Source organism: Streptomyces sp. NPDC052701 (genome assembly GCF_040678355.1).
Lineage (GTDB): Bacteria > Actinomycetota > Actinomycetes > Streptomycetales > Streptomycetaceae > Streptomyces.
Map to the genome: position 1 here is coordinate 29034 of NZ_JBFATO010000021.1, position 25521 is coordinate 54554.

Consider the following 25521-nt stretch of genomic DNA (forward strand, 5'->3'; position numbering starts at 1 on the left):
TCAGACCCCCGCGGCGGGGACGCCGGCGGGCTCGTGGCCGTCGTCCCGTGGCGCGCCGCGCAGGACGGAGTTGCCCTCGTGGGTGGCCGGCGTGGCGGTGACGTCGAGGTCGAGGCGGCCGCTGAGTCCGTAGAAGGCGACGGGGTTGCGCCACAGGACCAGGTCCACGTCGTCCTCGTCGAAGCCCTCGGCCAGCATCAGGTCGCCGACCTTGCGGGTCTTGAGGGGGTCGCTCCTGCCCCAGTCGGCGGCGGAGTTGACCAGGACCCGCTCGGGCCCGTAGGCGCGCAGGATCGCCACCATCCGCTCCTCGTCCATCTTGGTGTCCGGGTACACGGAGAAGCCCAGCCAGCAGCCGCTGTCCTTGGCCTCCTCGACGGTGGTCTCGTTGAGGTGGTCGACCAGGACGCGTTCGAGGGGCAGGGCGGACTCCCGGACGACGTCGAGGGTGCGGCGCAGACCGGCGAGCTTGTCGCGGTGCGGGGTGTGCACCAGCGCGGGCAGGCCGTGGTCGGCGGCGAGCTGCAGCTGGGCGGCGAGCGCCGCGTCCTCGGCCGGGGTCATGGAGTCGTAGCCGATCTCCCCGACGGCGACGACGTGGTCCTTGACGAGGTACCGGGGCAGTTCGTCCAGGACGGGGACGCAGCGCGGGTCGTTGGCCTCCTTGGGGTTCAGGGCCAGGGTGCAGTGGTGGGCGATGCCGTACTGGGCGGCGCGGAAGGGCTCCCAGCCGAGGAGGGAGTCGAAGTAGTCCAGGAAGGAGGCGGGCGAGGTACGGGGCTGGCCCAGCCAGAAGGCGGGCTCGACGACGGCGCGGACGCCCGCTGCGTACATGGCCTCGTAGTCGTCGGTGGTCCGCGACGTCATGTGGATGTGGGGGTCGAAGATGCGCATCAGGACTCCTTGCCGTGGGGGCGGTCCGTGCTGTGCGAGGAGGTCGGGGACCCGGTCAGGGCCAGGACGCGGTACAGGTCATCGGGGACGGCACGGCCGGCCGCGGTGCGCTCGGCGGCGTAGTCGCCCAGCATGCGGGCGAGTTCGCCGTCGCCCCGGGCGCGCCGGGCCAGGTCCGCCACGTTGTCGACCGGGACACCGGTGAACAGGCACTTCAGCACGGCGTGGCGCCAGGGGTGGGGGGCCAGGTGCCGGGCGGCGTACGGGCCCAGGGCGGCGGCGAGGAGCCGGGTGTCGTTGGCGCGCAGGGCGTCCTCGACGAGGGGCAGCGCCTCGGGCCCGGGCACGAGGAGGGGCAGAGCCCGCAGGACCGCGCGGCGTTCGTCGGCGGTGCCCTGGTGGTAGACCCGGGCCAGGGCGTCCGCGTCGGCGCGGGCCGCGTGCAGGATCAGCACGCGGGCGGCGTCGGCCCGGGCGGGGCCGCAGCGGCGGCCGGCCTCGGCCAGGCGCAGCTCCCACACCGAGACGGGGCCGTGCAGGCCGGGGTGGGCGGCGGCCTCGTCGAGGGCCTGGTCGAGCCAGGCGCGGGCGGCTCCGCCGAGGCGGGCGGTGAGGTGGCGGCGCAGTTCGGCCGGCGAGGCGGGGGCGCAGGCGTCGCCGTGGGGTTGCCCGGCGTGCTCGGTCACCGCGGTGTGCCGGGTGTCCCGGGGGCTCGTGGGTGCCGCCGGGGTGGTGTGGTGGCGGGTCATGGGGTGCTGCTCCCTTCGGGGGTGGCGGAGGGCTCGCCGGGGGGTGGGGCGGTGTGCGGGACGGGCACGCGGGGAGCGCCGGGAGGTGCCGTGGGCGCGGGTGGCGCGGTGGCGGGGCCGGGCGTGGTGACCGGTGGCGGGGTGGCCGCGGCCCGGGCCGCGCGGCGGAGGAAGGGGAGGGAGTGTTCGGCGAAGCGGGGGCCCGCGTGGGAGTGGCGGGGCAGTTCGACGACTGTCAGGCCCCGGTAGCCGGTGGCGGCGAGGGCCGCGAGGACGGGCGGGAAGTCGATCTCGCCGTCCCCGAACGGGAGGTGCTCGTGGGTGCCGCGCCGCATGTCCTCGATCTGCACGTGCCGCAGCCAGGGTGCGGCGGCGCGGACGCAGTCGGCGGGAGGGAGGGGTTCGAGGCACTGGCAGTGGCCGATGTCGAGGGTCAGACCGAGGGCGCCGGGGTCGCCGAGGGCGCGGCGCAGGCGGTGGAAGTCGGCGAGGGTGGCGAGGAGGTGGCCCGGTTCGGGCTCGACGGCGAGCGGGACGCCGGCCGTGGTGGCCGCGTCCAGGACGGGGGCGAGCGACTCGGCGAGGCGTTCCCAGGCCGTGTCCTCGTCGGTGCCCGCCGGGAGGGTGCCGCTGAAGCAGTGGACGGCGTGCGCCCCGAGGTCGGCGGCCACCCGGACGGCCCGGACGAGGAGGCCGACGCGGCGGGCCCGGTCGTCCGGGTCCGCGTCCAGCAGGGAGGGGCCGTGTTTGCGGCGCGGATCGAGCACGTAGCGGGCGCCCGTCTCCACGGTGACGCCGAGCCCCAGCGCGTCCAGGCGGCGCGCGACGCGGCGGGTGCGGGCAGCGAGGTCGGGGGCGAGCGGATCGAGATGCATGTGGTCGAGGGTCAGGCCGACGCCGTCGTAGCCGAGGTCGGCGAGCAGGGCGAGGGCGTCGTCGAGACGGAGGTCGGCCAGGCCGTTGGTGCCGTAGCCGAAGCGGAGGGAGGTGGCGGGTCGCGCGGCCGGGGTGGTCGCGGCGGCGGCCTGCGTGCCCTCCCGCCGGGTGGCGGGAGGGGCGGCGCCGGGGGGCTGACCGGCCGCCCGGTGCCGGCGCCGCCCTCCGTCGCGGCCACCAGGTGCCGTGCCGGTGCCCGCGCCCGTGTCCCTGCCTGTGCCCGTGCCCGTGCCCGTACCTGTGCCCGCGTCCGTACCTGTGTCCGGGCCCGTGCCCGCGCCCGTGAGGTGAGGCTGTTCGGGTGTGCCGCGGTGTCCGGGGTGGCCGGTGTCCGGGTTCACGTGACGCTCACCTTCCTGGCGAACCTCGCCCCGAGCGGGGCCAGCGCCGCGACGAGCAGGGACGGGACGGCGGCGCCGGCGCGGGCGGTGAGCGCGGCCTGGAGGGGGATGGTGGCGCGGATGCCGGCACCGACGGCGCGTTGGGTGAGCGGGGGTGAGGGGTTGAGGGCGGCGTGGACGTAGGGGCGGACGGTGGTCGCGGCGTAGGCGGTGGCGAGCAGGGTGGCGAGCCGGGCGGTGGCCTGCCGGTGCTCGAGGCCGCCTGGCGTGGCGGGGTGCGGCCGGGCTGGAGCGGCCGGCTCCCGCCGGTGGCGGGGAGGCGGCGGGGGGCGGTGTGCCGTCAGGCGGGTCAGCAGACCGGTGGTGGCGAGGGCCGCCAGTGGGGCCAGGGGCGAGCCGCCCCGGGTCTCCTGGCGGGAAACGGCCGTGACGGCGAGGGTGTGCGCGCCGAGCAGAGCCGCGGAGGGCAGGGCCCGGCGCGTGGTGCCGGCGGTGGCCGCGGCGCCCAGCAGCAGGTCCAGTCCGCGGGCCGCCGCCATCGCCGCGGGACCGGCGGGCGTGTGCTTCACGGTGAGGTCGTACGCCCAGACCGTGGCCGCGAGGGGTGCGGCGACGGCGAGTGCGGGGCGGCCGGCGGCGGCTGCCAGAGCCAGTCCGGCCCCGGTGAGGGCGCAGGCGGCCGTGAGGGCGGCGGCCGGCCGGACCCGGCCGGAGGGCAGGGGGCGGTGGGGGCGTTCGACGGCGTCCTCCTCGCGGTCCGCCCAGTCGTTGAGGGCCATGCCGGCCTCGTACAGGCACAGGGAGGAACCGATGGCGAGCAGGGTGCGGGGGCCGGGGGCGGTGCCGGTCGCGGCCGCGCCGGCCAGTGCGTCGCCGGGGACGGTGAACAGGGCGGGCAGGCGCAGCAGTTCGGCCCAGGCGCGCTTCCGGCCGGCCTTCGGGCGCTCGGCGGCCCGTTCCGTCCTCTCGTCCCGCCTCACCGCTGCTCCCCCACGCCGTCCGGGCGCTCGGCGGAGCCGGCCTCCCGCGCACCGGACGCGCCCGTCCGCCCGGTGGCGTCCGCCCGCCCGGCGGCGCCCCCTCGCCGCTCTCCCCCGCCCGGCTGCGCCCCCGCGGCCCCCGGCCCCCGCAGCCCGCCCGCGAAGTCCTTCAGCGCCGCGTACTGTTCCGCCAGGCCCGACGGCCCGTCCCCCACCGGGTCCTTGAAGTAGAAGCCGAGCTCGCCGAGGGGGCCGGAGCGGCCGGTCTCGTGGGCGCGGGAGGTCAGGCGGACCAGGTCGAGGACCAGGGGGGCGGCCAGGGCCGAGTCGCAGCCCTGCCAGATGGTCTGGAGGATCATGCGGGTGCCGAGGAAGCCGTCGAAGGCGATGTGGTCCCAGGCGGTCTTCCAGTCGCCGAGCGCGGGGACCTCGTCGATGTGGACCTCGCCCTCGGGGGCGGCGCCGAGGGTGTCGGCCAGCACCCGCTCCTTGCCCGCGTTCTTCGCCGCGGCGGCGGCCGGGTCGGCCAGGGCCGCGCCGTCGCCGCCGCCCAGGAGGTTCGTGCCCGACCAGGCCCGCACGGCCAGCGCCCGCTGCGCGAACATGGGGCCCAGCACGGACCGCAGCAGCGTCTGGCCGGTCTTGCCGTCGCGGCCCGCGTGGGGCAGGCCGGAGGACTCCGCCAGCGCGGCGAGGGCGGGATGGTGCAGGCCCGTGGACGGAGTGAAGTTGACATAGGGGCAGCCGGCGCGCAGGGCGGCCGCCGCGTACAGCGAGCTGGGCGGCAGCGCGTCACCGGTGGCGGCGGGCTCGGTGGACGCCACGTTCACCACCACGGCCCGCGCCAGCTCGTGGCGCCGTACGAAGTCGCGCAGGTCGGCGGTGAACGCGGCGATCAGCTCCTCCGCCTGCCTCGTGTCGCCCGCGAGGGGGCCGCCGGGCCTGATCTCCCGGTCGGCGGCGGCCAGTTCGGCCGCGACGGCGGACGGCAGGCCGGGCGGCAGCACGCCCTGGGCGGCCAGTTCCTCCGCCCGTTTCGGCAGCGGGCAGTCCACCGTGTCGTGTCCCCCGAAGACCAGCGACGACAGCGCGGGCAGGCCGCTGCCGGCGAAGGCGGGCGTCTCGGTCACCAGGCCTGTCGGCGGGTGCAGGCCGGCGGTCACGGCGGCGCATCCCGCCACCACCGTGGTGGCGACGGAGCCGCGCGCTCCGATCAGCCACACCCCCACACGGGAACCAGAACGGGACGCGGACATGCGCAGCCTCCTTGTCGTACGGGGACCCCAGCGGGGAGGTGGGGACGGTGGGGTGGTGAAGACGGCGGGCGGGGGTCCGGCGTCCCCCGCCCGCCGTCGCTCAGTCGCCCCGCGAAGCCGCGTGTGCCGGGGTCTTCGCGGGCGGTTGCGGGGCCCCGCCGAGCGGGGCGACCGCCTTGTGCGGGGCCGGGCGGCGGAAGGCCGGGCGCCGTCTGCGGGTCCCGGTTCCGTCCGTGCCGGTGGTGGGGTCGTTCCCGTGCACGAATGCCTCCGTGGATGGGGCCGGTGGTGCGGGCGGGTGCGTACGCCGGGGCGCGCCGTCGCCCCGGAGCGCCGGGCGGACCCGGAGGGCTCGGGGAGTCCCGGGCCCTCCAAAGACCCTCCGGGGTCGGACGTCAGTTGCCGAACGCCGCATCGAAGGAGGCCGCCGGCGGCTCGAAGTCGTAGGCCTTCAGGCGGGCCAGCGCCTCGGGGGCGCCCTGGAGCCGGTCCATGCCGGCGTCCTCCCACTCCACCGAGACGGGGCCCTGGTAGCCGATGGAGCGCAGCATCCGGAAGACGTCCTCCCAGGGGACGTCGCCGTGCCCGGCGGAGACGAAGTCCCAGCCGCGCCGCGGGTCGCCCCAGGGCAGGTGGGAGCCGAGGCGGCCGTTGCGGCCGTCCAGCCGCTTGCGGGCCTCCTTGCAGTCGACGTGGTAGATCCGGTCGCGGAAGTCCCACAGGAAGCCGACCGGGTCGAGGTCCTGCCACACGAAGTGGGAGGGGTCGAAGTTGAGCCCGAAGGCCGGCCGGCGGTCGACCGCCTCCAGGGCGCGCACGGTCGTCCAGTAGTCGTAGGCGATCTCGCTCGGGTGGACCTCGTGCGCGAAGCGCACGCCCTCGGCGTCGAAGACGTCCAGGATCGGGTTCCAGCGCTCGGCGAAGTCCTCGTAGCCCCGGTCGATCATCGAGGCGGGCGCGGGCGGGAACATGGCGACCAGGTGCCAGATGGCGGAGCCGGTGAAGCCGATCACGGTGTCGACGCCGAGGGCGGCCGCGGCGCGCGCGGTGTCCTTCATCTCGGCGGCGGCCCGCTGCCGTACGCCCTCCGGCTCGCCGTCCCCCCAGATGCGCGCGGGCAGGATCGCCCGGTGGCGTTCGTCGATGATGGCGTCGCAGACGGCCTGCCCCACCAGGTGGTTGGAGACCGCCCAGCACTTCAGGCCGTACTTGTCGAGGAGCTGGTGGCGGGACTCGACGTAGGAGGGATCGGCGAGGGCCTTGTCGACCTCGAAGTGGTCGCCCCAGCAGGCGAGTTCCAGGCCGTCGTAGCCGAAGTCGCGGGCGAGGCGGCAGACCTCCTCCAGGGGCAGGTCCGCCCACTGGCCGGTGAACAGGGTGAAGGTGCGCGGCATCCGAATCTGCCTCCTCAGGCCGCGATCGGCGTGTAGACGGAGTTCTTCCCGGCGCTCTCCTCCACCGCGGCCAGCACGCGCTGCACCTGGAGGCCGTCGGTGAAGGAGGGTTCGGGCCTGCGGCCCTCGGCGATCGCCCGGACCAGGTCGCGGGCCTGGTGGACGAAGGTGTGCTCGTACCCGAGGCCGTGGCCCGGCGGCCACCAGGCGTCCAGGTAGGGGTGGTCGGGCTCGGTGACGAGGATGCGGCGGAAACCGGCGTGCGCGCCGGGCTCGGTGCCGTCGTGGTACGAGAGCTCGTTGAGCCGCTCCAGGTCGAAGGCGAGCGAGCCGTGCTCGCCGTTGAGTTCGATGCGCAGGGCGTTCTTGCGTCCGGTGGCGTAGCGGGTGGCCTCGAAGGAGGCGAGCGCGCCGGAGGTGAAGCGGCCCGTGAACAGGGCGGCGTCGTCCACGGTGACCTCGCCGGTGGCGGAGGCGGCGGACGGGCCGCCGCCGGGTCCGGTGGGCAGGGGCCGCTGCCGTACGAAGGTCTCGGTGAGCGCGGAGACGCCCGCCAGCGGCTCTCCCGCCAGGTACTGCGCGAGGTCCACAATGTGCGCCCCGAGGTCGCCGAGCGAGCCGGAGCCCGCCTGTTCCCTGCGCAGCCGCCAGGTCAGCGGGAACCCCGGGTCCACGAGCCAGTCCTGGAGGTAGGCGACCCGCACGTGCCGCAGCCTGCCCAGGCGGCCCTCGGCGACCATGCGGCGGGCCAGCGCGGTGGCCGGCACCCGGCGGTAGTTGAAGCCGACCATGGCCACCTGCCCGCGGGCGTGCGCCTGCTCGGCCGCCCGGGCCATCGCCTCGGCCTCCGCGACGGTGTTGGCGAGGGGCTTCTCGCACAGGACGTGCTTGCCGGCGGCGAGCGCGGCGAGGGCGATCTCGGCGTGGCTGTCGCCGGGGGTGCAGATGTCGACGAGGTCGACGTCGTCCCGTTCGACCACGGCGCGCCAGTCGGTCTCGGTGGCCGCCCAGCCGTGCCGGTCCGCCGCGGCGCGCACGGCGGTGGCGTCCCGGCCGCAGATGACGGCGAGCACGGGGTCCAGCGGCAGGTCGAAGACGCGGCCCGCGGTGCGCCATCCCTGGGAGTGGGCGGCGCCCATGAAGGCGTAGCCGACCATGCCCACGCGCAGCGGTGGCCTGCCCGGGCCGGGCGGGGCGGCGTCGGCGGCGGGTGCGCTCCCGGTCCGGGGGGCCGTCGTGCGGGGCGCGCCGGGCGTGCCCCGGCTCCCGGGGTGCGTCCCGAGCCCGGTGACGGGGTGCGCCCCGGCCGCGGGGCGCGTTCCGGGTCCCGGCCCGGCGTGGGCCTCCAGCCCGGTCCCGGCACGGGCCCCGGGCACGGCCGTGTCCCCGGCCCCGGCGGCGGGCCCGCCGGCCCCTGCCTCCGCCCCGGCCCCGTCGGGCTGCTGCGGCTGTCCCATGGGAGTGTCCTCCTCGTCGTCGTGGCGCGGTGGGGATGGGGACCCGACCGCTCCGGCCGGGCCGGCCGGTCCGGCCGGCCGGGACTGCGGTGCGGGGCGCCTCACTTGAAGCCGGTGGACATGTACTGGTCGATGTTGGTCTTGTCGACGACGGCCGAGTAGAGCGTGAGCGAGGCCGGGATCTCGTACTCGGCGAGGCCGCCGACGCCCTTGCCCTGCCCGAGGGCGCGGGCGAGGTCGATCGCGGAGGCGGCCATGGTCGGCGGGTACAGGACGGTCGCCTTGAGCACGCCGTCGTCCCGCTTGATGGCCTGGAAGGCGGAGAGCGCGCCCGCGCCGCCGACCATCAGGAAGTCGTCGCGCCCGGCCTGTTCGACGGCGCGCAGGGCGCCCACGCCCTGGTCGTCGTCGTGGTTCCACAGGGCGTCGAACTCCGGCTGGGCCTGCAGCAGCTGGGCCATCTTGGCCTGCCCGGACTCGACGGTGAACTCGGCGGCCTGGCGGGCCACCTTCTTGATGTTGGGGTAGTTCTTCAGCGCGTCGTCGAAGCCCTGGGTGCGCTGCTTGGTCAGCTCCAGGTTGTCCAGACCCGCGAGTTCGACGACGCGGGCGTTCGGCTTCCCCTTCAGCTTCTCGCCGATGTAGTGGCCGGCGTTGAGGCCCATGCCGTAGTTGTCGCCGCCGATCCAGCAGCGGTAGGCCTGCGGGGTGTTGAAGACCCGGTCGAGGTTGACGACGGGGATGCCGGCGCGCATCGCCTTCAGACCGACCTGGGTGAGCGCCTTGCCGTCGGCGGGCAGCACCACCAGCACGTCGACCTTCTTGTTGATGAGGGTCTCGATCTGGCCGATCTGCTGGGCGGTGTCGTTGGAGCCCTCGGTGATCTCCAGCGTGACGTCCGAGTACTTCCCGGCGCGCTTCTTGGCGTTGTCGTTGATGGCGTTGAGCCAGCCGTGGTCGGCCTGCGGGCCGGCGAAGCCGATGGTGACGGGCTTGCCGGGCTTGTCGTCGGCGGGCCGGTCGTTGGCCGCGGGCTCGTCGCCGGAGTCCTCGGGCTCGTTGCTCGTGCACCCCGCGAGGAGGGCCCCGGCGGACACCGCGGCGGTCCCGAAGAGCAGTCCTCTGCGGCTGGTGAACTGTGTCATGGCGGTGAACCCTTTCCTCAGGTCGTGCTCGCGGTACGGCGCTGGACCAGCACGGCGGCGACGATGATCGCGCCCTTGGCGATCTGCTGGACGTCGCTCTGCAGGTTGTTCAGGGCGAAGATGTTGGTGATGGTGGTGAAGATCAGGACGCCGAGCACGGAGCCGGTGATGGTGCCGCGGCCCCCGCTGAGCAGCGTGCCGCCGATGATCGCGGCGGCGATCGCGTCGAGTTCGTAGAGGTTGCCGTTGGTGTTCTGGCCGGAACCGGACAGGACGATCAGCAGGAAGGCTGCGACGCCGCAGCACAGCCCGGACAGCAGGTAGAGGTACAGCCGCTGGCGGCGTACGTCGATGCCGGCGAGCCGGGCGGCCTCCGCGTTGCCGCCGACGGCGACCGTGCGGCGCCCGAAGGTGGTGCGGTTGAGCACCAGCCAGCCGATGACGGTGACGACGGCGAAGGCCAGGACCAGCGGGGGGACGCCGAGGACGTACGCGTCGCGTTCGCCGAGGTCGAGGACGCCGTCGACGGTGACGATCTGCGTCCTGCCGTCGGTGATCTGCAGGGCGAGGCCGCGGGCGGAGGCCAGCATGGCGAGCGTGGCGATGAACGGGACCATCCCGCCGTAGGCGATGAGCAGTCCGTTGACCAGGCCGCAGCCGACGCCGACGGCGACCGCGGTGAACAGGATGCCGCCGAAGCCGTACTCCTGGGTGGCCACCGTGGTCGCCCACACCGAGGCCAGGGCGACGATCGCGCCGACGGACAGGTCGATGCCGCCGGAGGTGATGACGAAGGTCATGCCGACGGTGACGACACCGATCACGGAGGCCTGGGTGAGGACGAGCTGGAGGTTGCGGGTGTCGAGGAACTCGTCCGGTTTGGTGATCCCGCCGATGAGGATCAGCACGACGAGCACGCCGAGCAGGGAGAGGGTGCGTACGTCGGCGCGGGCCGTGAGGCCGCGCCAGGCGGGGAGCCGGTCGACCGACGGCATCTTGTCGGTACCGCTCCGCGGCGGGGAGACGGGCTGCGTCATGACGCCGGGCTTCCTTCCATGACGAGGTCGAGGACGCGGTGCTCGTCGAGTTCGCGGGCGGGCGCCGTGTGGACGACGCGCCCCTCGCGGAGCACCAGGACGCGGTCGGCGAGGCCGAGGACCTCGGGCACCTCGCTGGAGACCAGGAGCACGGCGAGGCCTTCGTCGGCCAGTCGGCGCACGACCGCGTACAGTTCGGCGCGGGCGCCCACGTCGACACCGCGCGTGGGTTCGTCGAGCAGCAGCACGCGGCAGCCGCGCAGCAGCCAGCGCGCCAGGACGGCCTTCTGCTGGTTGCCGCCCGACAGGGTGCGCACCGGCACCGACGGGTTGTCGGGCCGCAGGGACAGTTCGCGGGTCGCGGCCCGGGCGGCGCCCAGTTCGGCGCCCCGGTCGATCCAGCCGCCGCGTGCGAAGCGGGACAGGGAGGACACCGACACGTTCCGGGTGACGGACTCCAGCATGAGCAGGGCCTGTGCCTTGCGCTCCTCGGGGGCGAGGCCGAGTCCGGCGCGGACGGCCGCGCGCACGCTGCCGGGCCTGAGCGGGCGGCCGTCGACCAGGACCCGGCCGGAGGTCGGTTTCCGCGCGCCGTAGACGGTCTCCAGGATCTCGGAACGGCCGGAGCCGACGAGTCCGGCGAGGCCCACGATCTCGCCGGGGTGCACCTGGAGGTCGAACGGCTCGAACTCGCCCTGCCGGGACAGCCCTTCGATCCGCAGGACGGGGGTGCCGCCGGGCGGGGAGGCGGGCCGGTCCGGGAAGACGTACTCGACGTTGCGCCCCGTCATCAGCGCCACCACCTCGCGGGTCGGCGTCGTCTTCGCCGGCAGGCCGCCCGCGACGGCGCGCCCGTCCTTCAGGACGGTGACCCGGTCGCCGATGCGGCGGATCTCCTCCAGGCGGTGCGAGATGTAGACGACGGCGACGCCTTCGGCGGTGAGGTCCGCGACGATGCGGAAGAGGTTGTCGACCTCGTCCGGGTCGAGGGCGGCGGACGGCTCGTCCATCACGATGAGCCGTACGTCGTGGGAGAGCGCCCGCGCCATGGACACGATCTGCTGCTGCGCCGCCGACAACGCGCCCACCAGTCGCGCCGGGTCGATCTCCGGATGCCCCAGCCGCCGGAGCAGCCGGGCCGTCGACGCGCGCGCCGCCTTGCCGCGGACGACGAAGCCGGCGGCGGTGGGTTCGTGGCCGAGGTGGACGTTCTCGGCCACCGACAGGTGTTCCACCAGGTCGAGTTCCTGGTAGATGGTGGCGATGCCCAGGCGCATGGCGGCGATCGGCGAGCGGAGCGTGACCGGCTCGCCGCGCCAGCGGATGGTGCCGTCATCGGGCTGGTGGGCGCCGGCCAGGACCTTGATGAGGGTGGACTTGCCCGCCCCGTTCTGGCCGAGCAGGCAGTGCACCTCGCCGGCCTGGACCTCGAGGTCGACGCCGTCCAGGGCCCGGACTCCGGGGAACGACTTGGTGATGCCGGACATGCTGAGCAGCGGTGGTTCTGGTGCCATGCGGATTCCCCTCGGCGGGCGTGCGGGCCGGTTGCAGGGTGGTCCCCTTGCGGGGAGCGGTGTCGGGCAGGGCGGAGCGGCGCGCGGTACTGGTGAACCGTGGTGTGCGTGAACCGTGTCGGGCTTGAACCGTGGTGTGCGGTGGTGCTTACGCGGGGGAGAACAGGTGGTCGCTGATGAGGCGGGCCGCGCCGATGACTCCGGCGGTGGGGCCCAACTCGCCCAGGACGATGGGCAGGTTGCCGGTCGCCAGGGGCAGCGACTGGTGGTAGACCTGGGTGCGGATCGCGGCGAGCAGGGTGTGGCCGAGGCCGGTCACCCCGCCGCCGATCACCACCAGGCCCGGGTTGAAGAAGCTGACCAGGCCGGCGATGACCTGGCCGGTGCGGTTGCCGCCCTCGCGGATCAGGTCGAGCGCGGTGGCGTCGCCCGCGGCGGCCGCGGCGGCGACGTCGACGGCGCTGAGGGCGCCGTTCGTCTCCAGCCGCGAGGCGAGTTCGGCGGACAGGCCCTGCTGGGCGGCCTCGGTGGCGTCCCGGGCCAGGGCCGCCCCGCTGAAGTGGGCCTCCAGGCAGCCCCGGTTGCCGCAGGCGCAGGGGCGGCCCCCGGGCACGGCCTGGATGTGCCCGATGTCGCCGGCGCTGCCCGTCGTACCGCGGTAGACGTCACCGCCGACGACGATGCCGCAGCCGATGCCGGTGCCGATCTTGACGCAGAGGAAGTCGGCGACGGTGCGGGCGACGCCCGCGTGCTGCTCCCCCAGCGCCATCAGGTTCACGTCGTTGTCGACCATGACCGGGCAGCCGAGTTCCTGGCTGAGCGCCTCCCGTACGGGAAAGCCGTCCCAGCCCGGCATGATCGGCGGGGCCACCGGGACGCCCTCGGGGAAGCGGACCGGGCCCGGGACGCCGATGCCGGCGCCGTCGAAGCCCTCCGCGAGTCCCGAGGCCTTCAGCTTCGCCGCCATGGCCAGGACCTGCTCGAAGACCGCGACCGGGCCCTCGCGGACGTCCATGGGCTGGTTGATGTGCCCGAGGATCTCCAGTTCGGCGTTGGTGACGGCGACGTCGACCGAGGTCGCGCCGATGTCGACGCCGAGGAACCGCAGGTGCGGGTTGAGCCGGACGTTGTGGGAGCGCCGGCCGCCGCGCGAGGCGGCGAGTCCGTCGGCCACCACCAGGCCCGTCTCCAGCAGCCGTTCCACCTCCACGGCCAGTTTGGACCGGGACAGGTCGACCTGGTCGCCCAGCTGGGCACGGGAGTTGGGGCCGCCGTCGCGCAACAGCTTCAGCAGCCGGGCCTGATGGGCGTTCGCGGGTCGTGCGGTCATGCGTCTCACGAGCCCCTCCCCGCCCCGACCGGCCTGTGCGCGCCGGTTCACCACCGCTTTTGCGGCTTGCTTCGGTAGAGGAACGTAGCAGCGGCCGCCACGAGTGGGAAGAAGTAACGCACGAATTGCTTCCGACTTTCTCCACTCACAGGACAAAGACCCGTTCCGGGGCGCGGGCGCGCGCCGGCGTGTTCCGCTCCGGTGCGTCCCCGGCGGCGCTCCGGCGGGTCCTGAGCCCTGTCGTCGAACTCCCGCCTGCACCGCGACGACAGGTCCTGGTCCTCCAGCAGCGGTTCACGTCCTGAGCCGGCGGTTGTCGCTGCCCTGGCATGGAGGGGATGACCGAAGTCAGGTGCCGGTCCGCGGAGTTGGACTCCGCATTCGAGCGGGTGGCGGGCCGGTCCGGTCCGGCGGATCTGCGGTGGCGGATGCGGGACCCTGCCCGAGGCCTGCTGGGCCTGCGGCGACGGCACCAAGGGCCCGGCGTCCACGACCGGGCCGCGGCCAAGCTGCCCGCCGACCCGATCTTCGACCCCGATCCGCCCACTCATCACCGCTGGGTGATGGCCCGCCGCAGCCTGTCCGACCCCGGCGAGCCCGGCTACCACCTCGCCTACGCACCCGTCGGCATCGAGTTGGCCGAGCCGGTCCGCATCGCCGGCTCCAGCTGGGCGATCAAGGAGTGCTTCCAGGCAGCGAAGAACGAATGCGGCCTCGACCATTACGAGGTCCGCCGCCACATCGGCTGGTACCGGCACATCACCCTGGTGATACTCGCCCACGCCTTCCTGACAGCACTCGCAGCCCAGGCCGGTGCTGCAGCAAAGAGGACTGCAGAAACGGATCAGCCCTCGCCTCGCTCACCGTGGCAGGGATACGGCGACTCCTGGACGCTCTCCTGCCCCACCCACGAGCCGACCGCAATGCCGTCACCCACGCACTGAGGTGGCCGGCCTGGAGAAGACGCCTCCAAGCCATCGCCCGCCGCTGTCACTATCGAAAACGCAGCTCACGACTCGAACCGCTGCCGGAGTACCAAAAAACGGTGTTCATGAGTTGTGGAGGTCCCGGTCGGGTGCACTTCCGGGTAGCAAACCACCTACGTCGGGCATTCTTCGCGCCGGAGACCGCCTCGGCCTCGGCAGGCCGTCCTTGACCCAGCGCACTTCGAACAACACCTGCGTCGATCTGTCACCGCATAAAGCGAGTGACAGCTGTGCCGGATACGGCACGAAGTGATGTCGACGCCTCGCCCTTCTCGCCCCGCATGGCCCTGTGGGCGAGTTGTGTGCCTGCGCGTTCGTGGCTACATGCAGCGAACCACAGCTCAGACTCTTGACATGTTCTGATCGTAACTGGGTAGGGTGCCTCAACTTTGATCATCTTGTGACTCCCGGGTGGGGATGCTGTGGAGTCGGGGGGGCATGGGATGAGCGCGTCCATGTGGCGTCACAGTGTCGGTAAGACGTTCCTGACCGCGGTCACAGTGGCGGTCGTGGGGGGTGTGCTGCCGCTCGGCGGTGCGGCTCGTGCCGTGACGGCCGACGCCGAAGGAACACAGACTGCGGCTTCCGCTCCCGCGGAGGCGGAGGCCGCGTCTGCCCTCGCTGCCCAGACGGGGGAGCCGGTGGAGGTGCTGTACGAGCGAACCGAGCACTCCCAGGTCTTCGCCCAGCCGGACGGCGGCTTCAAGCTGACGCAGACCACTGCCCCGCAGCGCGTGAGGGCCTCCGACGGGTCGTGGAAGCCGGTGGATGTCACGCTGGCCAAGCGCGCCGATGGCCGCATTGCGCCGCGGGGCGCCGTGGTGGACCTTTCCTTCTCCGGCCAGGGCAATGGTTCCGACATGATCCGGATCGGAGACCGCAACGGCCACACGCTCAGTCTGGGGTGGGGCCGTTCGTTGCCTGAGCCGGTTCTGGAGGGCGATACGGCCACCTACCGTGAGGTGCTTCCCGGTGTCGATCTGCGCCTGACGGCCACGGCGGAGTCCTATCGCGAAGTTCTTGTGGTCAAGACACCGGAGGCGGCGGCCAGCCCGGAGTTGGACAAGGTGCTCTTCAGCATCGACAGCCAGGGTCTGGAGGTCAGACCCACCCCCCACGGCGGCTTGGTGGCGGCGAACGACGACGGGGTGGAAATATTCACCGGCCCGCCCGGGCGGATGTGGGACTCCGCCGGTGAGGCCGAAGCCACGGGCGCCCAGCCCATGAGGGGCACGAGTACGACTGAGTCGCAGGCCTCGGTCGCGGCCGAGGGCGGGGCGGAGCAGACCGACCCGGCCGCCGGCCCCAGCGACGGCGACGCCTCTGCGGTCATGCCGGTACAGGTTGCCGACGACAGCATCGCTGTCGTGCCTGACACCGAGGTGCTGGAGGGCGCCGGGACGGTCTACCCGGTCTATATCGACCCCGCGGTAGGGCTCGGGCACACGTACCGCACGGTGCTGTCATCGGACGGCGACAGCTACTGGATGTTCGACGGGGCGGGCTACGGCATCGGCCGGTGCGGCTACAACTCGCAGGGCGCCTGCACCACCGGTGCCTGGTACACGAACCGGATGTACTTCCAGTTCAACTCCGCCAGTGCCCTGCGCGGCAAGTACGTGCTCGACGCGACCTTCCGGGCCTATGAGACATGGTCGTTCGACTGCAACCCGGCATGGGTGGACCTGGAGCGCACCGACGGCATCTCGTCGGGCAGCAACTGGCCGGGCCCGGGCGGGCCCAAGGCGGACAACAGCTGGGACCAGGTGGGCGACCGCTATGTCTCGGCCGGCCGGGGCACCGCCTGCTCCCCTGAGCAGCCGAACGCGTGGATCGAGTTCAACGACAACCCGGACGAGCCGGACGAGAACCTCAAGTCCACGGTGCGGAACTTCGCCGACGGCAAGATCGACAACCTGACGCTGATGCTGAAGGCGAAGGACGAGTCGGATGTCACCGCCTGGAAGCGTTTCGACGACAACGCCGAGTTGCAGGTGGATTTCGCTTACCAGCCCGGTGTGCCGACTCGGTATGGCCTGTGGCCGGGCAGCCCTGGCAGCGACCCGGACGACGTGCAGTGCGCCACCTCGTCGTCGAATCCCATCATCGTCACCCGGGCTGAGCCGTGGGTGCAGGCGGCGGTGCAGACCAAGGTCGAGCACAGCGCAGGAAGATCCGAGGGATCGCTGCAGGCCGAGTGGGTGATGGAGCGCCGGCAGTCCGACGGCACCTGGACAGGCAGCTGGAGCGACTACAAGCCCGACTCCGGCTGGGTCCCGGACGGCACTGTGGAGACGGCGAAGGTCTCTCCGCGAACGGACAATACCCTGTACCGCGTCAAGGCACGTACGCAGTCGCACTGGACCTACGAGGACAAATCCGGGGACTTGTTCTCCTCCTACACGCCCTGGTGCTACTTCAAGGTCGACCTCGAGCGACCGAAGCCACCCGTGGTCACCGCGGTGACAGGCGGCATCTACTCCCTGTGCGTCACTGAGGACTGCTCTGCGCAGGGCGGGCCCGGTATCCAGGGCAAGGTGCACTTCGCGCAGAACGCGGCGGACACCGATGTCGTCAAGTACGAGTGGCTGCTGCCCGGCATGTCCAAGAGCGACTTCGCCACCGGTGCGAGCGTGGATGAGCCCATCACTCCCTTGGTGGCTGGCCGACAGACCCTGCAGGTGCGCGGCTGGGATTCCGGCGGTTCGGGGGAATGGGCCTACGTGAAGATCAAGGTACTGGCTGCAAAGGGCGCGATCGGCCGGTGGCAGTTCGACGACTACGCGGCCGGCTCACCGGAAAAGCTCGCCCGGGACACGGCAACCGAGGGCACCGTGCGGCATGACGCGACCCTGTACACCGACGGCGCCGGTTTCTCCTCCCTGGCACGCCGCGGCGGCGGTGCCGACGGGGTCGACCGGTCGCTGTGGCTGGACAGCTCCGACCCGGCCAAGCAGCAGGGCTATGCGGCCACCACCACGCCGCCGATCAACACCAGCGACTCCTTCACCGTCTCCACATGGGCGTTTCTCACCGACACGTCGGTCAACAGGGTGGTCCTGGCTCAGCCCGGCACCCATGCGAACGCGTTCACCCTGTACTACTCCACCGCCTACAACGCCTGGGTGTTCAACCGCACCGACCAGGACAAGACCAGCCCGGTGTTCATCCGCTCCACAGCCGAGCAGAAACCGCAGCCGAAGGTCTGGACGCATCTGACAGGTGTGTTCAAAACCGAAGGCGATGACGGCCTTGCGGACACCGATCCGACCAACGACACCATCCAACTGTTCGTCAACGGCCGGCCTCAGGGCCAGCCGGTCAAGCTGGCCAGTGCGGCTTCCACCTACCAGCCATGGTCAGCCTCCGGTGGCCTGCAGTGGGCTCGTTCGGTCAAGTCCGGTGTCGGAGGGGAGTTCTTCCGCGGACGGCTCGATGAGACGGCCGTGTGGCAGCAGGCATTGACCGAACCCCAGATACGTGCCGAAGGCGAGCTGAAGGAGAACGACGCCGCGGCCACCGAACTGGTGGCGGAATGGGACGCCACCACCTCGACAGGTACCACCCTGGCGGAGAAGACGGGTTACCCCCTCGCCGGCATGGCTCTGTCCGGAAACGCGCAACTCGCGGAAACACCACGGCTCCTCGCCCTGAACGGCACCACCGGCTATGCCTCTGCCGGCGGGCCGGCGGTCGACGAAACCGGCTCATTCACCGTCAGCGCCTTGGCCCGCGTGGACTCGGCGAAGCTGGTCGGCAAGGCGGACGGCTACACCGTCACCATCGCCGGCCAGAAGATCGGCAGTGAAGCGTCCTGGGCCTTGAAACTGGTCAAGATGGCCGACGACTTCGACGGCGACAACAAGCCCGAATGCCTGTGGCGCTTCGAGCGAACCAGGGTCGATGCGAACGGGAACAAGGTTTCCGCGACGCAGGTGTCGGCCACTGCGGTGGCCGTCCTGGATGAACTCGTCCACGTCACAGGCGTGTACGACGCTGCAGATCCATTCGCCGATGGCGATGCGACCCGGTTCGGCAAGCTCCACCTGTTCATCGGCGCTGACGACCAAGTGGATGACGCCACCGAGCCCGACTTCGCCGACCCGCAGCAGGGCACCGGTGAGCTCGCCATCGGCCGGAGCCACAGCAACGGGGCGCCCGGCGAATACCTGCCCGGGGCCGTACAGAAACTGCGGATCTGGACCGGTGCGATGGAAAGCCGCCAGATCGCCGAGCGGGTCCTCGGCGAACCAGTCACAACCACCGGCTAGCCGGAACCTCAAGGGCGGCCGCCGAGGCCGGCACACCGCCCACCTGAGCAAGCGGGGCAACGACGCGGATCCTGACGTGCATATCGGTGCGGGTCAGACGATGACGATGGGCGGAAGAAGGCCATGAAGGCTGCACACCGAGCAGGGCGGCGACGCTGGATGGGTCGGGTGGCTGCGGTATTGGCGCTGGCCACGGTGCCGAGCCTGCTGGGGCCCACCGAGTTCCAGGCCGAGGCCAAGGACAAGGGTCTCGGCCGGCCGAAACTGCCCGCGCCACGGGAAGCCGATCTCCGCCCCATCAAGACCAAGCCGGACAACAAGAGTGCCGCTGCGTTGAAGAAGGCGGAGGCCGCCGACAAGGCCGCGGCACAGCGCGCCCGTGACGAGCAGGCGACCAAGCCTGTGTGGCCCAAGCCCGGATCCGTCACCGTGGACGTGCCTGCCACCGGCACCGCTCGTGCCCAGGCAGGTTCCCTGCCCATCACCCTCGCAGCCCCCAGGACAAAGCGCGCCCGGACAGCCGACGAGGTAACCGTTACGGTCCTGGACCGCAAGAAGGCCAAGGCGGCCGGAGTCGACGGGGTGATGCTCACCGTCACCGGCAACGCCAAGAGCACCGCCCGGCTGTCCGTGGACTACCGCAAGTTCGCGGTCGGCGGCGCAGACTTCGCCGGTCGTCTCCGCCTGGTCCAACTGCCTGCCTGTGCCTTGACCACGCCCCACAAGCGTGCCTGCCGGCTTCAGAAGGAACTGCCCTCGACCAACAATCGCCGCGCGGCACGGGTGACCGGGGACGTCACGGTGCCTGAGCCCGCCGCCCCGACGTCCGGCCGGCCTGCTGCTGAGGGGACGGCACGGGCACGCCAGGTGACCTTGCTGGCCGTCACCGCGGGCGCCGGCTCCGGTTCGGGCAACTACAAGGCCACCCCGCTGTCCGCCTCCTCCACGTGGGAGGCCGGCGGTTCCTCCGGTTCCTTCACCTGGAGCTACCCCCTGGGCGTCCCGGCCCCCGCCGCCGGACCGAAGCCGGACCTGGCCCTCTCCTACGACTCGAGCAGCGTGGACGGGCGGACCGCGAACACCAACAACCAGAGTTCGTTGGTGGGCGAGGGCTTCGACATCACATCCTCCTACGTCGAACGCAAATATCACTCCTGCGACGACGACGGCCAGACCGGCAAGTACGACCTGTGCTGGAAGTACACCAACGCCTCCCTGGTGCTCAACGGCAAGGCCTCCGAGTTGGTCAAGGACGACACCAGCGGCCAGTGGAGGCTGAAGAACGACGACGCCTCCAAGGTCGAGCACCTGACCGACACCGCTCTCGGCAACGGCGACAGCAGCGGCGAGTACTGGCGTATCACGACCGGCGACGGCACGCAGTACACCTTCGGCCTGCACAAGTTGCCCGGCGCCCCGAGCGGCGAGCGCACCAACTCCGTGTGGACCGTGCCGGTCTTCGGCGACGACGAGGGCGAGCCGGGTTACGCAGGCGGCAGCAGCTTTGCCGACCGGTGGGACATCCAGGCCTGGCGCTGGAACCTCGACATGGTCGAGGACACCCACGGCAACGCCATGACCTACTGGTACACCGCGGAGAAGAACTTCTACGCGAAGAACGGAGTCGACACCCCGGGCGCCGAGTACGCGCGGGGCGGCTACCTGAAGGAGATCCGGTACGGCCAGCGCGCCTCCGCACTGTTCACCGGGACACCGGCCGCCTCGCACAAGGTCACCTTCACCGTCGCCGAGCGCTGCCTGGCGGCTTCCCCCGGCTGCGACACCCTGGACGAGGCACACCGAACCAACTGGCCGGACGTGCCCTACGACGCGATCTGCAAGGAGGGGAACGCCTGCACCGGCCAGACCAGTCCCAGCTTCTTCACCCGCAAGCGGCTGACCGACATCGACACCTACTTCTGGAACACGAAACTGACCACACCGGCCTTCGACCAGGTCGACTCCTGGAAGCTCAAGCACCTCTACCTGGACCCGGGCGAGGTCGGTGACTCCTCCGACCAGTCGCTGTGGCTCGATGAACTGCAGCGCACAGGGAAACACGGCACGGACATCACGCTGCCGCCCGTCAGGTTCGGCCACCAGATGCTCAAAAACCGTGTCGACGGCACGGCCGACAACATCCTGCCGCTCGGCAAGCCCCGGCTGTCCACCATCGTCTCCGAGACCGGCCAGCAGACCACCGTCACCTACCTACCCGCCGAGTGCACCGCCGGCATGACCAAGCCGGCCGAGGACAACAACACCAAGCGCTGCTACCCCATCTACTGGTCACCCAACGGGGGTTCCGTCCCACAGCTGGACTGGTTCCAGAAGTACCCCGTCTCCGACGTGCGCACCGGCTCCGCCTACGGCGGCACCGAGGCCGTCAACCACCACTACGACTACGCCGGCGGCGGGGCATGGCACTACAACGACGACCCCATGACGCCGGAGAAGGAACGCACCTGGTCGGTCTGGCGCGGCTTCGAGAAGGTCACCCACACCGTCGGCGACGACACCGGACCCAAGTCCAAGGACGCCACCGTCTACCTGCGGGGCATGCACGGCGACAAGCAGAAGGACGGCACGACCCGCACCGTGAAGGTCACCGGGATCAAGGCCCCGGAAATCACCGACCTGGACCAGTACGCCGGGTTCACCCGTGAACAGGTCACCTACGACGGCGCCGACGAGGTCTCCGGGAGGATCAACGATCCCTGGTCGAAGAAGACCGCCACGCAGCACAAGTCCTACGCGGACACGGAGGCGTACTACGTACGCACCGAGGCCAGCCGCGCGCGAACCCGGGTGACCTCGGGCGTCAGCGCCACGGACCGGACCCGCAGCACGAGAACGACCTTCGACGACTACGGCATGCCCGAGACGGTCGAGGACTCCGGCACGGAAGCCGTCGGCGACGAGGTCTGCACCCGCACGTGGTACGCCCGCAACCCAGCCGCAGGACTCACCACGCTGGTCACTCGCGAGCAGATGGTCGCCAAGCCGTGCGGCGTGACCATCGGCCTGCTCGACCTCCCGGCCGACGACTCGCGCCCGGGTGATGTGATCGCCGACACCGGCACCGCGTACGACACCACCACGTGGTCGGCCGACCAGGTGCCCACCAAGGGAGAAGTGAGGTGGATCGGCCGCGCCAACGGCTATGACACGTCGGACAACCCGATCTGGGAGAAGGTGACCGCGACCGACTACGACACCCTGGGACGCGCGACCCTCGTGTCCAACGCCCTCGGTGCCACGACGCGCACGGTCTACACCCCGGCCGCCGCCGGCCCGCTGACGCAGACGGAGGTCTACAACGCCAAGGACCACCGGACCGTCATGAGCATGGACGCCGGGCGGGGCCTTCCGCTGAAGACGACCGACCCGAACAACAAAGTCACCGAGCAGAGCTACGACGGCCTCGGCCGGCTGACCGAGGTGTGGCTGCCGAACCGGTCCCGCGTACTCGGCCAGGGCGGCAACTACAGGTTCGGATACACCATCTCCAACACCGCCCCGTCGTGGCTGTCCACCTCGGTGCTCGGCAGGACCCAGTACAACACCAGCTACGAAATCTTCGACGCGCTCCAGCGACCGCGCCAGACGCAGTCCCCGTCCCCGCGAGGCGGCAGGGTCGTCGACGAGACCCTCTACGACGACCGCGGCCTGGCGATCGAGACCAACGCCGACCTGTGGGACTCCACCGCCCCCTCCAGCACGCTGGTCGCCACGGCGGGCGGCTCCGCCCCACTGCACACCGACACCAGCTACGACGGTCTGGGCCGGCCGACCCAAGTGGTGACCAAGACGTACAACACCACCCGCTGGACCACCACCAGCAGCTACACCGGAGACTCCGTCACCACCACCGCACCCGCCGGCGGCAGCGCGGTGACCGTGACGAGCAACCTCCTCGGTCAGGTCACCGAGCGCCGCGAGTACCCCAACCCGACGGCGACCGGCACGCCCGCCACCACCAAGTTCACCTATGCTCCCGGTGGCCAGACGAAGACCATCACCGGGCCTGACGGCAAGCAGTGGTCCTACGGCTACGACCTCAAGGGCCGCCGGACGACCGCGACCGACCCGGACAGCGGCACGACGAGATCCGACTACAACAGCCTGGACCTGCTGGACACCAGTCTGGACGCCGACAACCGGAAGCTGCTCTACGGCTATGACGCCCTCGGCCGCAAGACAGACCTGTGGGAGACGGAGAAGTCGGACGCCAACAAGCTCGCCACCTGGGCCTACGACACGGTCACGAACGGCAAGGGATACCTGGCCTCCGCCACCCGCCACGTGGGCGGAGCAACAGGCAAGGCGTACACCCAGAAGATCAGCGCCTACAACAGCCTCTACCAGCCGCTGTCCGCCGAACTCCAGCTGCCCGCTGCCGCCGACGAACCCCTCGTCGCCGCAGGCGTGCCGCAGACACTGAAGTTCGAAACGGCCTACAACGTCGACGGCACCGTCCAGTACTCCCGCGAACCCGCCGTCGCCGGCCTCCCCGCCACCGGAACGCAGTCCTACGAGCAGATCGACTACACGTACAACACGCTCGGCATGCTCAACACCGCCAAGGGCGTGACCGGCTATCTGCTGGGCACCACCTACACCCCTGTCGGGCTGCTGGAACAGCAGACCTTGGGCCGGGACTCCGCCAGTAAGAAGGTCTACGTCGCCAACCAGTACGAGGACGGCACACGCCGCCTGAAGAAGTCGGACGTCACGACCGACACCCACAGCTACATGGTGCAGGACCTCAAGTACTCCTACGACGACGCGGGCAACATCACGTCCGTCTCCGACATCGCCACCTGGCAAGGCACCTCCCAGGCCGACCACCAGTGCTTCTCCTACGACGGCCACCGCCGCCTCACCGAAGCCTGGACCCCGAAGACCGCGGACTGCTCCGCCTCCGGCCGTACGACGGCCAACCTGGGTGGAGCGGCACCGTACTGGTTCAGCTACACGTACAACAGCGCCGGTCAGCGCGACACCGAGACGCAGCACGGTCTGTCCGGCGACACGGTGATCGACTACGTCCACGGCACCACCACCGGCCAGCCGCACCCACTGACGACGACCAGGACCACCGTCCCCGGCAGCACCACCGCCACCACCCACACCTACGAGTACGACAAAACCGGCAACACCAGAAGCAGGCCCGGCACCCAGGCACAGCAGACCCTGGCCTGGAACAGCGAGGGCAGGCTCGTCTCGGCCAGTGAGCCGGCCGCCGGCGGCAAGCCCGCCACCAACACCAAGTACCTGTACGACGCCGACGGAGAACTCCTCGTCCGCCGCGCCGGAACCACCGACGGCGAGACGGTGCTCTACCTCGGTGCCACCGAGGTGAAGCTGACCGTCTCCAACAGCGGGCAGACCAAGGCGCTGTCGGGCACCCGCTACTACGCCGGAGGCGCCGTACGCACCGCTGTCGGGGGGAAGACGGAACTCACCTTCCAGGCCGGTGACCACCACGGCACCATGAGCCTGAGCGTCAAGGACGACACCGCGCAGACCCCGACCCGCCGTTACCTCACACCGTTCGGCTCCCCGCGCGGCAAGGAGCCGACCACCTGGCCGGACGACAAGGCGTTCCTCGGCAAGCCCGCCGACGGCACGACCGGTCTCACCCATATCGGTGCGCGCCAATACGACCCCGCCCTCGGCCAGTTCGTCAGCATCGACCCTGTCCTGGACAGCACCAACCCCTGGTCCCTCAACGGCTACAGCTACGCGAACAACAGCCCGGTCACACACGCGGACCCGACCGGCCTGTTCTGCGACGGATGCAGCGTGAACAACCCGGACACCGTCTGGACACCGGACAACGGCCCCGGGTGCACACACAACAACTGCTACGACAAGGGCGGTAACGTCCTCTACCCGATCGACCACGGTGGCGGTTCGGGCAGTAGCGGCAGCAAGAGCACCGGCACCAGCAGCGGTACGGCCAAGCGTCCCGAGATCATCCCCGGTGTGGAGATTCCCGCTGAGGAGGACCTGCGAAACCGCGGGTACGATCCCTGGGGCAACCAGACCTACTCCCAGCTTCTGGTGAAGTGGGCCGACGGTCAGTGCCTCGGCGACCCGAGCAGTGACCTCTGCAGCGCCCTCGACGCGTTGGGCTGGGTCAGCCCGACGAAGGATTTCCTCGAGTTCATCGGTGTCCGCGATGCCATTCGGTGCACCCAGGGAAGCGTCAGCGGTTGTGTCTGGACAGCGGTCGGGCTGTTGCCGGTGGGCAAGCTCGCCAAGGCAGCGAGCCTGGTCAAGAAGGGCGACAACGCAGCGGCCGCTGCCTTGACCTGCAAGAGAATGAGTTTCCTTCCCGGAACTCAGGTCCTCATGGCGGACGGCACGACCAAGAACATCGAGGATCTGCGAGTCGGTGACGAAGTTCTTGCGACAGATCCTGAAACAGGGGAAACCTCGCCGCAGAAGGTGACCGCTGAACTCCTGAGCGAGGGTGTCAAACACCTCGTGAAGATCATCGTGCACGACGAGCGGGGCGGACGGCAGACTCTGACCGCCACCGACAACCACCCCTTCTGGGTACCTGAACTCCGCGAGTGGGTGAAGGCCGGCGACCTCAAGGCGGGGCAGTGGCTGCGTACGTCCGCCGGAACCCTGGTGCAGATCGACGCCGTCCAGCGGTGGACACAGACCGCCCGTGTACACAACCTCACCGTTGATGAGCTGCACACGTACTATGTGCTGGCGGGCGAGACTCCGGTTCTCGTTCACAATTCTGGGGGATGCCCAACTGGGGCCCCGCGCTCAGCGGACGGCAAGTTCTCGAAGCGTAATGGTGAGCCTGGGCGTGATGGTGCTGCGGATGAAGCAAACGCCTGGGATCAGCTGGAAATGGACGGCGCAGTGGTCATGCGCAACGAAACTGCAGTTTCCGCACCAGGAATGCGAGTCCGCAAGTATGACGGCACGGTTGAGATCAACGGCCAGTGGTATGGAATAGAGGTTAAGGGCGGAACTGCCAAGAAGAATCCTCAGCAACGGCAGTTCGATGATTGGCTCAATACGCCTGGCAATACGGTCACAACTAGCGATGGTCGAACGCTTGTCGGGGTCCACGATGTGTGGATAGATCGGTAGAGCCTGTGGGGTCGACCCGGACAATCGGGTCGACCCCACAAGGCGATCTGGCCGGACTGCGGTACCGTATCCGCAGCTCAGTGCTGCGAGTCGGCCCCGGCTCGCG

13 protein-coding genes and 1 pseudogene are annotated in these 25521 nt (G+C 71.1%); 3 read left to right on the forward strand and 11 right to left on the reverse strand.

Annotated elements, in window-relative coordinates:
• The 11 genes from AB0L29_RS22850 to AB0L29_RS22900 all read right to left on the reverse strand — a co-directional run bounded on the left by AB0L29_RS22850 (position 1) and on the right by AB0L29_RS22900 (position 13033).
• Positions 1–894 (reverse strand): TatD family hydrolase, encoded by an 894-nt coding sequence (locus tag AB0L29_RS22850; protein WP_365829573.1) that lies wholly within the window; start codon positions 892–894, stop codon positions 1–3.
• Positions 894–1643: an EboA domain-containing protein gene (locus AB0L29_RS22855; protein ID WP_365829574.1), complete on the reverse strand. Its 750-nt coding sequence runs from the start codon at positions 1641–1643 to the stop codon at positions 894–896. Before AB0L29_RS22855 ends, AB0L29_RS22850 begins: the two co-directional genes overlap by 1 nt.
• A complete protein-coding gene (locus AB0L29_RS22860; protein ID WP_365829652.1) occupies positions 1640–2599 on the reverse strand; it encodes a sugar phosphate isomerase/epimerase family protein in 960 nt (319 codons plus the stop codon). Before AB0L29_RS22860 ends, AB0L29_RS22855 begins: the two co-directional genes overlap by 4 nt.
• Before the next feature lie 317 nt (positions 2600–2916).
• Entirely contained in the window at positions 2917–3900 is a 984-nt protein-coding gene (locus AB0L29_RS22865) for an SCO3242 family prenyltransferase (RefSeq protein ID WP_365829575.1), read from the reverse strand.
• Positions 3897–5156 carry an inositol-3-phosphate synthase gene (locus AB0L29_RS22870; RefSeq protein ID WP_365829576.1) on the reverse strand — a complete coding sequence of 420 codons (1260 nt, stop codon included), beginning with the start codon at positions 5154–5156 and terminating at the stop codon, positions 3897–3899. The genes AB0L29_RS22865 and AB0L29_RS22870 overlap by 4 nt, the downstream gene beginning before the upstream one ends.
• 395 nt (positions 5157–5551) lie before the next feature.
• Entirely contained in the window at positions 5552–6550 is a 999-nt protein-coding gene (locus AB0L29_RS22875) for a sugar phosphate isomerase/epimerase family protein (RefSeq protein ID WP_365829577.1), read from the reverse strand.
• Positions 6551–6564: 14 nt separating this feature from the next.
• Entirely contained in the window at positions 6565–8007 is a 1443-nt protein-coding gene (locus AB0L29_RS22880; RefSeq protein ID WP_365829578.1) for a Gfo/Idh/MocA family oxidoreductase, read from the reverse strand.
• Between the two features lie 101 nt (positions 8008–8108).
• Positions 8109–9152 (reverse strand): substrate-binding domain-containing protein, encoded by a 1044-nt coding sequence (locus AB0L29_RS22885; protein ID WP_365829579.1) that lies wholly within the window; start codon positions 9150–9152, stop codon positions 8109–8111.
• Positions 9153–9169: 17 nt separating this feature from the next.
• The gene (locus tag AB0L29_RS22890) at positions 9170–10189 is read right to left on the reverse strand and encodes an ABC transporter permease (RefSeq protein ID WP_365829580.1); all 1020 of its coding nucleotides are present in this window, start codon (positions 10187–10189) and stop codon (positions 9170–9172) included.
• Complete coding sequence (locus tag AB0L29_RS22895; protein ID WP_365829581.1) at positions 10186–11703, reverse strand: sugar ABC transporter ATP-binding protein; 1518 nt, start codon at positions 11701–11703, stop codon at positions 10186–10188. Before AB0L29_RS22895 ends, AB0L29_RS22890 begins: the two co-directional genes overlap by 4 nt.
• 148 nt (positions 11704–11851) lie before the next feature.
• On the reverse strand, positions 11852–13033 hold the full coding sequence (locus AB0L29_RS22900) for an ROK family transcriptional regulator (RefSeq protein ID WP_365829582.1): 1182 nt from the start codon (positions 13031–13033) through the stop codon (positions 11852–11854).
• Positions 13034–13587: 554 nt separating this feature from the next.
• On the opposite strand from AB0L29_RS22900, the pseudogene AB0L29_RS22905 reads away from it, so the two are divergent.
• The 3 genes and pseudogenes from AB0L29_RS22905 to AB0L29_RS22915 form a co-directional block, all read left to right on the forward strand.
• Positions 13588–13842: pseudogene (locus AB0L29_RS22905) on the forward strand (IS701 family transposase); the annotation flags it as partial.
• 620 nt (positions 13843–14462) lie between these two features.
• The gene (locus AB0L29_RS22910) at positions 14463–18290 is read left to right on the forward strand and encodes a LamG-like jellyroll fold domain-containing protein (RefSeq protein ID WP_365829583.1); all 3828 of its coding nucleotides are present in this window, start codon (positions 14463–14465) and stop codon (positions 18288–18290) included.
• A gap of 159 nt (positions 18291–18449) precedes the next feature.
• Complete coding sequence (locus tag AB0L29_RS22915; protein WP_365829584.1) at positions 18450–25415, forward strand: polymorphic toxin-type HINT domain-containing protein; 6966 nt, start codon at positions 18450–18452, stop codon at positions 25413–25415.
• Positions 25416–25521 lie beyond the last annotated feature (106 nt).

Excerpts from the sequence above, each read along its gene's own strand:
- AB0L29_RS22850 (WP_365829573.1), bottom strand. The coding sequence starts at position 894 with ATGCGCATCTTCGACCCCCACATCCACATGACGTCGCGGACCACCGAC.
- AB0L29_RS22855 (WP_365829574.1), bottom strand. The coding sequence starts at position 1,643 with ATGACCCGCCACCACACCACCCCGGCGGCACCCACGAGCCCCCGGGAC.
- AB0L29_RS22870 (WP_365829576.1), bottom strand. The coding sequence starts at position 5,156 with ATGTCCGCGTCCCGTTCTGGTTCCCGTGTGGGGGTGTGGCTGATCGGA.
- AB0L29_RS22875 (WP_365829577.1), bottom strand. The coding sequence starts at position 6,550 with ATGCCGCGCACCTTCACCCTGTTCACCGGCCAGTGGGCGGACCTGCCC.
- AB0L29_RS22880 (WP_365829578.1), bottom strand. The coding sequence starts at position 8,007 with ATGGGACAGCCGCAGCAGCCCGACGGGGCCGGGGCGGAGGCAGGGGCC.
- AB0L29_RS22885 (WP_365829579.1), bottom strand. The coding sequence starts at position 9,152 with ATGACACAGTTCACCAGCCGCAGAGGACTGCTCTTCGGGACCGCCGCG.
- AB0L29_RS22890 (WP_365829580.1), bottom strand. The coding sequence starts at position 10,189 with ATGACGCAGCCCGTCTCCCCGCCGCGGAGCGGTACCGACAAGATGCCG.
- AB0L29_RS22895 (WP_365829581.1), bottom strand. The coding sequence starts at position 11,703 with ATGGCACCAGAACCACCGCTGCTCAGCATGTCCGGCATCACCAAGTCG.
- AB0L29_RS22900 (WP_365829582.1), bottom strand. The coding sequence starts at position 13,033 with ATGACCGCACGACCCGCGAACGCCCATCAGGCCCGGCTGCTGAAGCTG.
- AB0L29_RS22910 (WP_365829583.1), top strand. The coding sequence starts at position 14,463 with ATGAGCGCGTCCATGTGGCGTCACAGTGTCGGTAAGACGTTCCTGACC.
- AB0L29_RS22915 (WP_365829584.1), top strand. The coding sequence starts at position 18,450 with ATGGGTCGGGTGGCTGCGGTATTGGCGCTGGCCACGGTGCCGAGCCTG.